Below are 13,303 nucleotides of genomic sequence, written 5' to 3'. Positions count from 1 at the left end.
TTCCTGATATGATAAAATATCTTCTCTATTTTAGAGTAGACGACCCGCAAACAAAATAGCCAAGCGTCTTTTTGTTGGCATTTATTTCAAATTATTCCGCTCAACTTCGGGTGAACATTGAGGATCTTATGGAAATTGTATTGGCCAATCCACGTGGTTTTTGTGCAGGTGTCGACCGAGCAATTGCGATCGTCAATCGGGCACTGGAATGCTTTAATCCGCCTATTTATGTGCGTCATGAAGTGGTGCACAACAAGTTTGTGGTGGATGATTTACGTCAGCGTGGTGCTATCTTTGTCGATGAACTGGATGAAGTTCCCGATGACAATATCGTGATCTTTAGTGCACATGGTGTGTCAAAAGCGGTACAAATTGAGGCGGAGCGTCGTGGTTTGAAAGTCTTTGATGCCACCTGTCCACTAGTTACCAAAGTGCATATAGAAGTGACCAAATATGCGCGTGAAGGCACGGAAGCCATTTTGATTGGACATGAAGGACACCCGGAAGTGGAAGGCACCATGGGGCAATATGACAAGAAAAATGGTGGCGAAATCTATCTGGTGGAAGATGAAGAGGATGTGGCGGCATTAAAAATCCGTCATCCCGAGAAAGTGGCATTTGTGACCCAAACGACGCTCTCCATTGATGATACCGCGAAAGTGATTGATGCTTTACGTACAAAATTTCCTGAAATTCAGGGGCCGCGTAAGGATGATATCTGTTATGCCACGCAAAACCGTCAAGATGCGGTACGTGACCTGGCCACTCAATGTGATGTGGTTTTGGTCGTAGGATCTCCTAATTCTTCAAACTCAAACCGTCTGCGCGAGCTGGCGGAACGTATGGGGAAACATGCCTATTTGGTGGATAATGCAGATCAGCTTGATCAGGCCTGGTTTGATGAAAATACCAAAATTGGGGTAACTGCCGGTGCATCGGCACCCGAAATTTTAATCAAGCAGGTGATTCAGCGTTTACAGGATTGGGGCGCGAAAGCACCGGAAGAGCTGGCAGGACGTGAAGAGAATATTACTTTTAGTTTGCCGAAAGAGTTACGTATTCCTGTAACTCAAGCATAAAGCGTGAATGATTTAACATTCTGAAATTTTTAAAAAAATGAACAGATAACTGTGAAATGACAGTTATCTGTTTTTTTATGCCTTTTATCTTTATTTGTGTCAGTTTTGTAAGTTGGTCCGATATTATTTTTACTAGGGTAAAGTTTTGTTGCCTTGGGGAAAGTATGAATAAAAATAAAGGATTCACCTTAATTGAACTTATGATCACGATAGCTGTGTTGGCGATTATTTCAACAATGGCTGTTCCTTCTTTTACTCAGACGATTCGAAAAAACCAACTAATAAGAGATACACGTGATTTTGTAGATTTATTAGCAGAAACAAGGTCTGAAGCAATTTTTAAACAGGGTGAGCGGGTTTTGGCTGTAGATAACAGTGTTTCAACATTCTATAAAAAATGGGTGCCCAATCATGTGACGAAAGAAAGTGGTGATGCCAGCGTTACTTTCAATCGTTTAGGGCAATCCAAAATAACAACCAATGGCCAGTGTTTTGTATTTAAACATAATAGCGATGCAGCTTTGAAAGCTTACGTTTATGTGCAAAAAGGTGGAACGGTCGTTTATAACAAAATGGCAACAAGTTGCCCAACCTGAGAATAAGGAATAATTACAAATGAAAAATACTCAAAAAGGGGTTGGGCTCGTAGAGGTGCTGGTTGCACTGGTGCTTTTAAGCATTGCTGTGTTGGGTTTTGTAGCATTGCAAATAAGGGCTATGGGAGCGAGTGCAGAGGCTGGAATGAATGTACAAGCTTCTAATATTGCTAGGGATCTGGCAGAAAGAATGCGCGTGAATCGTGATGGGTTGGCCGGTTATGTTGACAATAGTCAAGCAGATAACTGTGCGACAAGCTTTTGTGATGCTACAAAAATGGCGAACTACGATTTTAGACAGGTGAAAACAAGAGCAACTAATTTGGGCATGAGTATAAATGTCCTAAATTGCCAGGGTTCTACTCTAGTTCGCAAATGCATCTATGTTGCCTGGGAGGGTACAACGGCAACAAATGGTACGGGCAGTCCAAACTGTACCAATGGCACTGCTTATGTCCCAAATGCCAAATGTATTATTATGGAGGTATATAACTATGGCTCATAAGCACTATACCTCGGGCTTTACTCTGATTGAATTAATGATTGCTTTAACTTTAGGCTTGCTTATTGTTGCGGCGGGTCTGGCTGCATTTTTAAGTAGTTCGCGTTCTTTGGGGTTACAGTCAGGAATGAGCGAATTACAACAAAATGCTAATTTCGGTTTGTCTTTGGTCGCACATGACTTACGTCATACCAATTTGAATACTGTATCTGCACAAAAAATAAATAATTTTGTGAATGGTTCAGGGATTATTTTTAAAAAGGAAAATCTGCCTCTTGCATTACAGACGATCACGAATTTAGAAACTGAATTGGTCAGTTTGCAAGACAGAGATACTGATAATACTACAGGTAAAAGTGACCGTATAACTATTCAATATACCCCTGAAACTGAAAGCATTATTAACTGTGAGGGAGCAACAGTCGGAACTGCTGTTGCACCTGCTTCAAATCTGGTAATTGTGCAGCGTTATTATTTGGCTGCTAGTCCACAACAAATTACAGGTGAACCAACAGCTTACTCCTTATATTGTGATGCGGGCTCATATCCTAAGAGTGCACCAACTGCAATTGCCGGTTTAGGTGTGCATGGTTCCAATAATGCACAACAAATGATGCAACGTGTAGATGCATTTAAAATACGTTTAGGTGTGAAAAATCCTTCTGGCCAATTTCGTTATATGACCATCAATGAGTACATCGATGAAATGGATGATATTCGTGATGCATGTGCGACCCCAATTGTTGAAGATACTTGTGCAAAAACTTATCTGCAAGTGACTTCAATGGAGGTAGGAATTTTATCTCGTTCGACAGGGACGATTGGTGCTGATGCAAGTTTAAATACTCAAACGACATTTGATGTTGCTGGTAAGGATAATGTCACGCTAGCAGGTGATGCTGCAGTTAATAAGCGATATTTACGTCAAGCGGTTAATCAAGTTGTCGCAATTCGGAATACATTGGGGGCATCGCAATGAAACAACAACAAGGTGCAACGCTTATTACAGTTTTGATTATTTTGGTGCTTGTGACATTACTGGGCACAATTGCTGTGAAATCGGGAATTTTAGGATTGAAAATTGCGACAAATAGTCAGGTGAATGCTTTATTGATGGGGAATTCTGACTCTGCTTTATTTAATATCGAGAACCCCGATCAAGTGGCAAGGCAGTTGGCACTCGATGGCATGTTTGCTTATTTCAACTCTTCAGCAAATGCTAATGATGAATTGGTATTTTGTTATCGCGCATCGGAAAATTCTTTCTTTAAATTATCTAAAGCTAGCGCGATTACAGCGGATGGATCAACGACCAAGATTGGTGTTGATGGCTTTTGTAAAGCTAATCAATTTGCAATGGGGCGTTCTGCAGTGCTGTCACAAGTGTATTTAACCAAAAATGCAACAACCTCTACACCATTTGGTGGTGTGCCCAAAGGGACAAGTCTTGGACAAAGTAATGTGCCGGTAACCACGCATAATATCGGGGCGACTGTCATTTCAGTCTTGCCAAGTTTTGCAGGTGCGACTACTACTCAAATAGAGGGCTGTTTTAAGCAGCGAGCTTCGGCAGTGGGGGCATGTTTTGAGGGTTTAGGTATTCCTTATAACATGCAGCATTCGGATTATACCGTTGGCGGTCAGCCGAAGTTAGTATCGTAAAGAAAGAGAATTTAAAGATGAAAAAAATAAATCAAAAAAAAGGACTTTCAGCGACGGTGTCGATGTTTATGACTTTGGCTGTTTGTCAAAGTGTTGCGACACAAGCCAGTGACATTGATATCTATAGTAGTTCTACAGGTGGTCAAACACGAATTATGTTTGTACTGGATACTTCTGCCAGTATGAAAGCTACAAATACTTTTAAATTTGCATGTGATGCTCCTGTGGCAGATAGTTTGGTAACAGTGCCAACTAATAACACCGAGACATCAACCACAACACCATCTTATACACGTTATTATTGTATGGCTAATACTACGGTTGAAAATTTACCCAAAACTTATAATTATAAAGCCCAAACTATTTCAGCATTAAAAACATATAAGTGCCAAAGTAATGTGACTACGGCTACAAATTGTGTTGGTACGGAGGCTTCACTTGGTCCTTATGAATGCTCAGAAGTATCAGGAAATACGACTTATTATTTTAATACAAGTGATAGTCAAAATCGTTGTAATAGAGGAACAAAGACCTATGTTTTTAAAACAGAAACCATAAATACAACCAACTATTATACTTGTAATTCCCCGTATACACAGCAAGGTGACTGTCCTACAGGTACATTATTGACCTCGCCACCTTCTGGCGCAAATACTTTTTTGGAATCAGCAAATGGTTTTAATTATTATGGGGCGCCAGCACAAACCACAACACAAACTGAAAAATATTACGATCGTATTACCAAACTCAAAGATGGTTTATTTACCGTATTACAAGGGTTAAATGGTGTTCCGCAATTAGGAAATGACATTGTTATAGGTCTAACGCGGTTTACTGGAGGAACTTCAGGAACTAGCTCTAAAACTGGAGAAGTTTTAGTTTCAGCGCGGCGTTTGGACACTACTTCTAGTAGTTTAACAGGAACTGCGAGAACCACTTTTGAAACGGAATGTGGTACGGCATCTAATACAACACAACGTTCATGCATATTGCAAAAGATTGCAACTATGAATGCTCCTGACTATACGCCAACAGGCAGGGCATATGCGATTGGGGCGAGGTCTTTACTAAATACCATCGGAACAGATACATCTTCGTGCAATGGTAATGGTGTTTATGTTTTAACAGATGGCGGTCCTAGCACAACTAGTGTTGCAGATCCCGAAACAGAAATGTCAGCTACAGTGAGTGGTTTCAGTTGTCCTTCTTCATGGGATACGAATGTGGATAGTGAAAATTCGACCTATGAATTTAAGTCAAAAACTGCTAGTCCGGACAATGAAAAGGTTTGGCGTTGCATTGCAAAGTTTGCCAACACTTTATTAAATGGCGCTACTAATCGCCCCAAAATTAAAACAGCCGTAGTGGGTTTTGGTAAATTCTATAGTGGGTTAGATGCGTATACTGGAGCGGAAAAAACTAAAAGTGGACCTTTAACTTCTACCAATACTGATGTAGCCAATATATTAAATCGTTTTTTAAGTATTAGTAATACTTATGGTGAAACAACTGGTGGAGCGAGTCGTGCTGATATTGCCAATACCGCATTATGGGGAGTTTACGGGCGTGGTGGATGGTATTCGGCTTCAGAGCCTGGGGAAGTTGCTCAAAGTATTTTAAATTTTGTTGATGAAGTAAAACCTGAATTCGACCCAGTTGCCACAGGTTCTCCTACTTTACCGCAAGACGCCTTAAATCCCTTGCGTATTCAGCCGTATGGTTATTACGCTTCATTTATTCCAAAGCCTCAAGAAACTACCCAGTTATGGGCGGGAAATCTTAATAAATACCATATCTATAATGGTGAACTTTATAATTCCAGCAAAACAGTACGCTTAATCACTGATACTGGTGCATTAAATTCAGCAGCTGATGGAATTTGGTCAGGAGGTATGAAAGGAAAGTTATCTTTAGGTTTAAGTACAAATGCTGAGAATGAAAAAAACGCTAACCGTACGATTTACACTAATCGTCAAATTACCGGCACTGCTGCCCCATTTATGGCTAGTGAACTTAATTCACTGAAAAAAGTTAATGTGGAAAGTTTATTCGGTACGGGTACAACAGCTCTATTTGCGAATGACCCAGACAAGAATTATTGGCTCAATTTGCTGGGTTATAATGTGGGTGCAACTGAAACAGATATTACTTTAGATAGTCTTACCGCAAAACCGGAACTTCGTCAGGTCGGTGCTGTGATGCACTCCACCCCAATTCTACTTACGCAACGGGGTAAAATAACTGTTAGTTCTGCAGGAGTATTAGATACAACAGATCGAGATGACTATCTACTCTTTGGTAGTACACAGGGGCTACTGCATGTAGTTGATGCTGATACAGGTATAGAGAAATTTGCTTTTGCACCCCATGAAATGATGCAAAACCAGAAAGTAGCATTCTTATCTGAGACCAGTAGTACACAAGGTTCATCAAATTTATTTTATGGTATAGATGCACCATGGACAGCATATACCCAATATGTGTCAAAAGCAGATGGAACATTAACTGTAAAAAGTTCTGATCGTACCAGTGATGGGGGGACTAACACAGATCTGGCACTTAAAGGTCTGCAGTGGGTATATGGCGGTCTGCGTATGGGGGGACGTAGTTACTATGCACTGAATTTAAGTGATTTGGATAATCCAAGTTTGAAATTTCATATTAATCCTGCTGCTGCTGTAACCACAGATGCAAATGGAACTACAACACCAAATACGGATAATGCACTAAGTTATATGGGCCAAAGCTGGTCTAAGCCAACACTTGCTTATGTTAAATTTGGTGGTGTTAAGAAGCTGGTAATGTTTGTTGGTGGCGGATATGACACTGGTTATGAAAGTGCAGCCTATGATCAAAATACCACGACTGGTAGTGGTGCGGGTGTTTATATGTTTGATGCTGACACAGGTAGTTTACTTTGGTGGAGTAGTGCTAATGCTACGGCAGCTAAAGGAGCAGAAGCATTTACTGATGCCAGCGCATCTACGATAAACATGAAATATAGTGTGGTGAGTCAGATTAATGCCATTGACCGTGATAATGATGGTCTGGTCGATAATCTTTATTTTGGTGACTTGGGTGGGCAGGCTTTCCGTGTTGATTTAAATAATGCAGCAACTGGTGTGGATGCAAGTGCTAAAAAAGCTAATTTTGCTACGCGTGTGGTGCGGTTGTTTAATGAACATGCGAGTGGAGGTACAAGTCCTCGGTTCTATGAAATGCCGAGCGTTTCTATTCATGAAGATAATGGTTATGTAGCAGCAGTTGCTTTTAGTTCAGGTAATCGTAGTTCACCCTTGGTAGGAACAGCAGCAGCCTCAGGCACAAATAACCAGGCAGGTTCAACGGTGAGTGCCGCAGATGGAGTTTTTGTCGTATACGACAAAGATGTGGCAAAAACGAATTTGTACGCTACCTCACCGGTGCCGACATTGACTACACAAAATGTAACACTTGCTTCTTTAAATACAAATATCACCACGGGTGTCGCTATCACAGGGAATAATGGCTGGAAATATACCTATTCTTCTACAGCTGGTGTCTATAAAGGCATGAATGAGCTGTATGCCTTGGATGGTATGCTGTATGTCAATGTGTATCATCGTGATGGAACGGGTATTGGTGGTTCTTGTGGTGCAGGTGTAAAAGGAGATTCCTATGTCTATCAATTCTGCTTGCCGACAGGAAAGTGTTCTTTTGCTACTACAACAAGTGGCGTTCCAAATAGGGTTAAATTGGGAGCGGGTATTTTAGGCACAGGTTTAGGGCAGGGGTTTAGGAATGCTAATAATACAGGTCTGATTGTAAGACGTCCTGCAACTCTAAATTGTACAACCACACCAAACTTACCTGAATGTCAAGAGTTTACGACCACAGCGAAACTTAGACAGTTGCGTTGGTATGAAAGTCGATAGGGGGAATCATGAATAAAATACGTGCATTTACCCTGATTGAGCTGATGATTGTGGTCGTGATTGTTGCAATTTTTGCAGCAATTGCATTTCCTTCATATCAACAATATATGGAACGACAGGACCTGGCAATTGCACGGCAGGAAGCATTACGCATTGCTGCTGAGCTGGAGCGGTTTAAAGCAAAAAACTTTAGTTACAAAGGTTTTGATGCCAGTTATTTGTATAGTTATACAGGAGCTGATGCTGATGGAAATCCGACCACAGCAAGTCATTATGACGCTGCAACAGGACAATTATTGTTACCAATTGGTTCCACTGCTTCTACAGCGAAATATACCCTAACGCTAGCCAATAATGGAACAGGATATAAACCTTTGACTTTTGCCAAAGATTCAGATGGTAATGAAACTGCGGCTTCAGCCAGTGTGAATGGCCTGAGTTGGGTGATGTCGTTACAGCGGGCTAAAGATAGTTCAGGCGAACCAAAACAGCCACGAAACTATGATTTATTGTTGAATAGTGCAGGGGTGCGCTGTATGACAAAAGTGAAAGACGTTGTTACAAGTTATACGGACTGTGGCGGGTATAGCGAGGGATGGTAATGAATAAAAATAAAGGATTTACCCTAATCGAGTTAATGATTGTTGTGGCAATAATTGCTGTTTTGGCAGCGATTGCTTACCCTTCTTATACTCAATATAAAATTCGTACTAACCGTGCTGATGTACAAAGTGAAATGATGAATATTGCACAGCGCTTACAAAGTTATTACGTGATCAATCATAATTATACGAGTGCAACCCTAGACAACGGCACAACCAGCAAAGATTATCCAATATCTAATTCCGTTTATAGGATTACGCTTGTTTCGAGTGGTCAAACCTATACATTAACTGCAGAGCCTATATCCGGCACTGTTCAGGTAGGTAATGGAAGTGTAATTCTTAATAGTCATGGGTGGAAGTGTTGGACTAAAACTACGACAGCATGTACACCTTCAGCCACCTCAAACTGGGACGGTCGCTAAGATAAATTCAAACTGTGGATAACCTGAAATTTGATCTTTCTTTCAGCGCAAATATAACGTAAAATATTGCCCTCTATGAAAGGGGTTTGAAATGTATCGATGGTCGGTACAGGGATAATCCGTAAAAACTATAAGGTTGTATCATGGTAGTTATTCGTCTTGCACGCGGTGGTGCTAAAAAACGTCCGTTCTATCAAATTATTGTAACTGATAGCCGCAATGCGCGTGACGGTCGTTTCATCGAACGTATCGGTTTTTTCAACCCTACAGCTCAAGGTAAAGCAGAAAAACTTCGTTTAGATGCTGACCGTTTTGCTCACTGGGTAGCACAAGGTGCTCAACCTTCTGAACGTGTTGCTTCTTTAGCTGCTCAAGCTAAGAAAGCTGCAGCTGCTGCATAATTTTTATATAAATTAGGTAGTAGTTTGCCCATGACACCAACACAGAATGTTCCCGAAGATCGTATTCAGATTGGACAGTTACGTTCAGCTTATGGATTAAATGGGTGGCTCTGGGTCTATTCCAATACAGAACCTATGAGCAACATCTTTGACTATCTGCCTTGGTACATTGAGACCAAAGCAGGTTGGCAAACAGTAGATGTAAAACGTTGGAAACCGCATGGCAAAGGCCTGGTTGTTTCGCTAAAAGGTGTGAGTGATCGTACTGCAGCGGATGAACTGGTTGGCGCAAATGTCTGGATTTCAAAAGCGCAGCTTCCGAAAGCAGGTGTGGACGAGTATTACTGGTCAGATTTAAAAGGCTTAACCGTGTTGGGTCTGAATGAAGAAGACCAGGAAGTCAATCTCGGTAAAATCCATGAACTGTTTGAGACCGGTGCCAATGATGTGATGGTGGTTCACGCAACACCAGACAGCGTTGATGCTGAAGAGCGTATGATTCCATGGCATAAAGATGTGGTACAGCGCGTTGATATTGAAGCTGGTCGTATCTACGTTAATTGGGGCGTAGACTACTAACAATTTTTCGGAAATACGGGAGTCTGCGATGTTTTTTGCAGTCATTACACTTTTTCCTGAAATGTTTGAAGCGATTACAGCCTATGGTATTAGCGGGCGTGCGGCAAAACGTGAAATAGTACAAGTCACTTGTATTAATCCACGTGATTATGCTGAGGGTAACTACAAAAGAGTGGATGAACGTCCATTTGGTGGTGGTCCCGGTATGGTGATGATGGCAGAGCCTCTGGCTAAAGCAATCAACCATGCCAAAGAGCTTGCGCAAGAAGCAGGAGCGGTGAACGTGCCTGTGGTGTATATGTCACCGCAAGGTAAAACCTTAAACGAAGCTGCGGTACAAGATTTCGTTCAATATGACGGATTGATTGTACTGTGTGGACGTTATGAAGGGGTCGATGAACGTTTGATCCAGCATTATGTTGATCAGGAATGGTCAATTGGAGATTACGTCTTGTCGGGTGGTGAACTGCCTGCGATGGTTTTATTGGACAGTATTATCCGGAGACTTCCGGGTGCCATGTCAGATGAACAATCTCACGTGCAAGACTCATTTGTGGATGGTCTTTTAGATTGCCCACAATATACCAAGCCAGACCATTTTGAAGGTTTGGAGGTGCCTGAAGTACTTAAATCCGGGCATCATACCAATATTGAAAAATGGCGGTTTTTGCAGCGCTATCAACGCACCTTGGAACGCAGGCCAGAGCTTGTGGAAAAAGTTGAGCTGACCAGCCAGCAAAAAAAATGGCTACGAGATTTGAATACTTAATTGTATTCGTTAATAGGCTTTTTATGCATTGAAGCGGTCAAGCATAAAAAGAAATATAATCGGGTATATGCGCTTTAGCCTCTATATCCAGTGGAATTCAGACCCTTCTGAGCCACACATTATTGGAGATACCCCATGAGCGGTAAGCATCCTTTAGTACAAGCTGTTGAAAATGCTCAGCTTAAACAAGACATCCCAGCTTTTGCACCAGGTGACACAGTAGTTGTCCAAGTAAAAGTAAAAGAAGGCGACCGTGAACGTCTACAAGCGTTCGAAGGCGTTGTTATTGCTAAGAAAAACCGTGGCTTGAACTCTGCATTCACAGTACGTAAAATTTCTAGCGGTGTTGGTGTTGAGCGTGTATTCCAAACTCACTCACCAATCGTTGCTGGTATCGAAGTGAAACGTCGTGGTGACGTTCGTCGTGCTAAACTTTACTACCTACGCGAATTGTCTGGTAAAGCTGCACGTATTCGTGAAAAATTGCCAGCTCGTAAAACTAAAGCTTAATTTTAAGTTTTATACGAGTAAAAAAAATGCGCCTGTTGGCGCATTTTTTTATGTCTGACATTGCAGTGGTTACAAGCCTTGCTGTTTCAAACGGTTGGCATGCTGGCGGTAGACATCTACCGGGTCTGGTGCAAATAAAGATTTCAAACCAAGAACCTGATTGACTTCATCTAAATGGTTCCAGTTATAGTTATCGCGGATGGTTTTACCAAACTTGGCACTGCAACGCGACACCAGGCCATCATTTTCTTTGCCGCCATCAATCAGCAAACTTGTTACTTTTAAGGCACCATCAGGGTCCAGCAAATTGGTTACTGTCCCGACACCGGTAAAGGAATAGTTATAAATGCCCTGGTCGAGTAACTTGCCTTCGCCACAAGCTGTGCTTGGCATGCCGATAGGGAACTTGGCATTAAACTGTGCAGAGCCTGCAAGGGTTAAGCTTGTTCCGCCTGCAAGTGAATCATGCGGGAAGCTTTGCGGGTCAAGCCCTTGTGCCCAGGTAATGGCTTTGGAAACAAAATTGATTACCCCTACCAGTGGGCCTTCGATCGCTGTGCCTTCAGCAGATAAAATCAGGTCTGCCACAGGCGAGCCTTTATGTGGCGCACCTACACCTGTCATGGAAGCAACTTTGTCTGGCAATGCTCCGCCCACATAGCGAATTGTTGGGCCACCATGCGAGTGACCAATCAGATTGACTTTTTCTGCCCCGGTTAATGCCAGAATCTCTTCGACTTGTTGTACCAGTTGCTCGCCACGAATTTCAGATGAATTAAATGGCGATACGCGGGTGGCCCAGACATTGGCACCGTTTCGTGCCAAGTCGGGCAAAATCTGATACCAGTAATCAAGACCAAACTGGTCTGTACCTACGGTAATGAAACCTGCCATACCGTGACTAAAGACAATCGGGTATTTGGTTTTTGCATAAGTTGAGACCGCTTTCGCTGTCACCTGTGAGGTGTTGGATGCCTGAGCCGTACCCAATAGCGTGCTGGTGACTAGACCGGCGAGCCATAATCCATATTTCATAAAAAATCCTCATTTTTTATATTTTCTTGATGCTTTTATTTTTAGACAATTTAGATTGTCATATTAATTATTGAATAAGGCAGAATGAAATAACGATAAGTTCTCGATCAGTGAAATATATAGATGTAACAAAATATTTTTAAACAAGGGGCACATCAGGGAAAATATCCCGGATGTGCTGGTTATTATAAACCTTGTAACTTTAAACGGTTGGCATGTTGTCTGAACAGGGTAACTGGATCAGGGGCGAACATTCCTTTTAAACCAAACATCATATTCGCCAGATCAGTATGATTGAGATTGTAATTATCACGAATGACCAGACCAATATGTGAACTACAGCGAGCGACCATACCATCATTGTCTTTGTTGCCATAAGATAATGGTCCGAGTTGCATCAAGATGCTATCAATGTCCAGCAGGTTGGTGGTTTGTGCAGTTCCACCCCAGGAATAGTAATAAATGCCTTTATCTACTTTGGCACCGCTCTTGTTACAGTCTGAAGCCAAAGCAGAGGTTGGGAAACGTTTATTAAAGTTTGTAGATTCCACTTCAGTCAGAGACTTCATTGAAGCATCAAAGCTTACCGGAATGTCCGGATTGGCTTGAGCCCAGGTCATCAGTGGACCAATGATGTATTGTCCCAGAATATTGAAGGCAGTGCGGCTAATGCTATTGCTCTGAATATCATCGGCGACTTTAGAACCGCGATAGGTTCCGCCCACGCCCGTGACTGATGCCACATATTGCGGTTCTACGGCTGCGACATACTGTACGGTTGGGCCGCCATGACTGTGACCAATCAGGTTCACTTTATCCTTTCCCGTAATTGCGAGCACTTCTTCGACTTGAGCAATCAGCTGTTCACCACGGAACTCGGTGGTATTGGCCGGGGAGAGTTGTGCGGCAAAAACAGTCGAACCATTGCGCGCCATATCAGGCAAAATCTGATACCAGTAATCAATATTGAAACTGTCATCGCCGATGCGTGACCAGCCCAACCAGCCATGGGTCATGACAATGGGATACCGGGTCTTGGCATAGTCGGATTTGACCGTTTCTTGAATCTGCAAAATTCCTTTTGCTGCCTGTGTTTCAGCTGTAAGACCGCAAGTGAGGGTCATCATTACAGCAAGCGTTAGCGCTTTTTTACTTTTTAAAGTTTTCATCAACTTTTCCTTTTAATACTTTTGTTTTTATTCATATCAGTACATCCATAAGTTGATCCA

14 protein-coding genes are annotated in these 13,303 nt (G+C 42.0%); 12 read left to right on the top strand and 2 right to left on the bottom strand.

The features are described from left to right. The first annotated feature begins 128 nt into the window (after window positions 1-128). The 12 genes from ispH to rplS all read left to right on the top strand — a co-directional run bounded on the left by ispH (window position 129) and on the right by rplS (window position 11,039). Complete coding sequence (ispH, locus tag H4I94_RS08145) at window positions 129-1,079, top strand: 4-hydroxy-3-methylbut-2-enyl diphosphate reductase (protein WP_092820178.1); 951 nt, start codon at window positions 129-131, stop codon at window positions 1,077-1,079. Window positions 1,080-1,243: 164 nt separating this feature from the next. Next, the gene (locus H4I94_RS08140; protein WP_092820177.1) at window positions 1,244-1,675 is read left to right on the top strand and encodes a Tfp pilus assembly protein FimT/FimU; all 432 of its coding nucleotides are present in this window, start codon (window positions 1,244-1,246) and stop codon (window positions 1,673-1,675) included. Between the two features lie 19 nt (window positions 1,676-1,694). Continuing rightward, window positions 1,695-2,180, top strand: a complete 486-nt coding sequence (gene pilV, locus H4I94_RS08135) for a type IV pilus modification protein PilV (RefSeq protein WP_261182738.1) — start codon at window positions 1,695-1,697, stop codon at window positions 2,178-2,180. Next, complete coding sequence (locus H4I94_RS08130; RefSeq protein WP_261182737.1) at window positions 2,170-3,156, top strand: PilW family protein; 987 nt, start codon at window positions 2,170-2,172, stop codon at window positions 3,154-3,156. Before pilV ends, H4I94_RS08130 begins: the two co-directional genes overlap by 11 nt. Continuing rightward, complete coding sequence (locus tag H4I94_RS08125; protein WP_261182736.1) at window positions 3,153-3,839, top strand: pilus assembly protein PilX; 687 nt, start codon at window positions 3,153-3,155, stop codon at window positions 3,837-3,839. Before H4I94_RS08130 ends, H4I94_RS08125 begins: the two co-directional genes overlap by 4 nt. Before the next feature lie 17 nt (window positions 3,840-3,856). Then, on the top strand, window positions 3,857-7,753 hold the full coding sequence (locus H4I94_RS08120) for a pilus assembly protein PilC (RefSeq protein ID WP_261182735.1): 3,897 nt from the start codon (window positions 3,857-3,859) through the stop codon (window positions 7,751-7,753). A gap of 8 nt (window positions 7,754-7,761) precedes the next feature. Further along, the gene (locus H4I94_RS08115; protein ID WP_261182734.1) at window positions 7,762-8,355 is read left to right on the top strand and encodes a type IV pilin protein; all 594 of its coding nucleotides are present in this window, start codon (window positions 7,762-7,764) and stop codon (window positions 8,353-8,355) included. Then, window positions 8,355-8,780, top strand: coding sequence for a type IV pilin protein (locus tag H4I94_RS08110; RefSeq protein WP_261182733.1), 426 nt, complete (start codon window positions 8,355-8,357; stop codon window positions 8,778-8,780). Before H4I94_RS08115 ends, H4I94_RS08110 begins: the two co-directional genes overlap by 1 nt. A 143-nt stretch (window positions 8,781-8,923) precedes the next feature. Beyond that, window positions 8,924-9,181 (top strand): 30S ribosomal protein S16, encoded by a 258-nt coding sequence (rpsP, locus tag H4I94_RS08105; RefSeq protein WP_092820170.1) that lies wholly within the window; start codon window positions 8,924-8,926, stop codon window positions 9,179-9,181. Window positions 9,182-9,211: 30 nt separating this feature from the next. Next, window positions 9,212-9,760 (top strand): ribosome maturation factor RimM, encoded by a 549-nt coding sequence (gene rimM / locus H4I94_RS08100; RefSeq protein ID WP_092820169.1) that lies wholly within the window; start codon window positions 9,212-9,214, stop codon window positions 9,758-9,760. Between the two features lie 28 nt (window positions 9,761-9,788). Then, entirely contained in the window at window positions 9,789-10,529 is a 741-nt protein-coding gene (gene trmD, locus H4I94_RS08095) for a tRNA (guanosine(37)-N1)-methyltransferase TrmD (RefSeq protein ID WP_261182732.1), read from the top strand. Window positions 10,530-10,664: 135 nt separating this feature from the next. After that, the gene (gene rplS / locus H4I94_RS08090; protein WP_086197174.1) at window positions 10,665-11,039 is read left to right on the top strand and encodes a 50S ribosomal protein L19; all 375 of its coding nucleotides are present in this window, start codon (window positions 10,665-10,667) and stop codon (window positions 11,037-11,039) included. A 69-nt stretch (window positions 11,040-11,108) separates the two neighbouring features. Here the strand turns inward: rplS and H4I94_RS08085 are convergent, their stop codons facing one another. After that, window positions 11,109-12,074: a lipase family alpha/beta hydrolase gene (locus H4I94_RS08085; protein WP_131273081.1), complete on the bottom strand. Its 966-nt coding sequence runs from the start codon at window positions 12,072-12,074 to the stop codon at window positions 11,109-11,111. A gap of 185 nt (window positions 12,075-12,259) precedes the next feature. Next, window positions 12,260-13,243 carry an esterase/lipase family protein gene (locus H4I94_RS08080; protein ID WP_131273080.1) on the bottom strand — a complete coding sequence of 328 codons (984 nt, stop codon included), beginning with the start codon at window positions 13,241-13,243 and terminating at the stop codon, window positions 12,260-12,262. Between the last annotated feature and the right edge of the window lie 60 nt (window positions 13,244-13,303).

The organism is Acinetobacter sp. T_3_1 (assembly GCF_025377055.1).
Taxonomy (GTDB): Bacteria; Pseudomonadota; Gammaproteobacteria; order Pseudomonadales; family Moraxellaceae; genus Acinetobacter; species Acinetobacter kookii.
This window is presented reverse-complemented; position numbering and strand designations above follow the sequence as displayed.

Bases quoted from the DNA above. Each gene is read 5' to 3' on its own strand.
- ispH (WP_092820178.1), top strand. From the start codon at position 129: ATGGAAATTGTATTGGCCAATCCACGTGGTTTTTGTGCAGGTGTCGAC.
- H4I94_RS08140 (WP_092820177.1), top strand. From the start codon at position 1,244: ATGAATAAAAATAAAGGATTCACCTTAATTGAACTTATGATCACGATA.
- pilV (WP_261182738.1), top strand. From the start codon at position 1,695: ATGAAAAATACTCAAAAAGGGGTTGGGCTCGTAGAGGTGCTGGTTGCA.
- H4I94_RS08130 (WP_261182737.1), top strand. From the start codon at position 2,170: ATGGCTCATAAGCACTATACCTCGGGCTTTACTCTGATTGAATTAATG.
- H4I94_RS08125 (WP_261182736.1), top strand. From the start codon at position 3,153: ATGAAACAACAACAAGGTGCAACGCTTATTACAGTTTTGATTATTTTG.
- H4I94_RS08120 (WP_261182735.1), top strand. From the start codon at position 3,857: ATGAAAAAAATAAATCAAAAAAAAGGACTTTCAGCGACGGTGTCGATG.
- H4I94_RS08115 (WP_261182734.1), top strand. From the start codon at position 7,762: ATGAATAAAATACGTGCATTTACCCTGATTGAGCTGATGATTGTGGTC.
- H4I94_RS08110 (WP_261182733.1), top strand. From the start codon at position 8,355: ATGAATAAAAATAAAGGATTTACCCTAATCGAGTTAATGATTGTTGTG.
- rpsP (WP_092820170.1), top strand. From the start codon at position 8,924: ATGGTAGTTATTCGTCTTGCACGCGGTGGTGCTAAAAAACGTCCGTTC.
- rimM (WP_092820169.1), top strand. From the start codon at position 9,212: ATGACACCAACACAGAATGTTCCCGAAGATCGTATTCAGATTGGACAG.
- trmD (WP_261182732.1), top strand. From the start codon at position 9,789: ATGTTTTTTGCAGTCATTACACTTTTTCCTGAAATGTTTGAAGCGATT.
- rplS (WP_086197174.1), top strand. From the start codon at position 10,665: ATGAGCGGTAAGCATCCTTTAGTACAAGCTGTTGAAAATGCTCAGCTT.
- H4I94_RS08085 (WP_131273081.1), bottom strand. From the start codon at position 12,074: ATGAAATATGGATTATGGCTCGCCGGTCTAGTCACCAGCACGCTATTG.
- H4I94_RS08080 (WP_131273080.1), bottom strand. From the start codon at position 13,243: ATGAAAACTTTAAAAAGTAAAAAAGCGCTAACGCTTGCTGTAATGATG.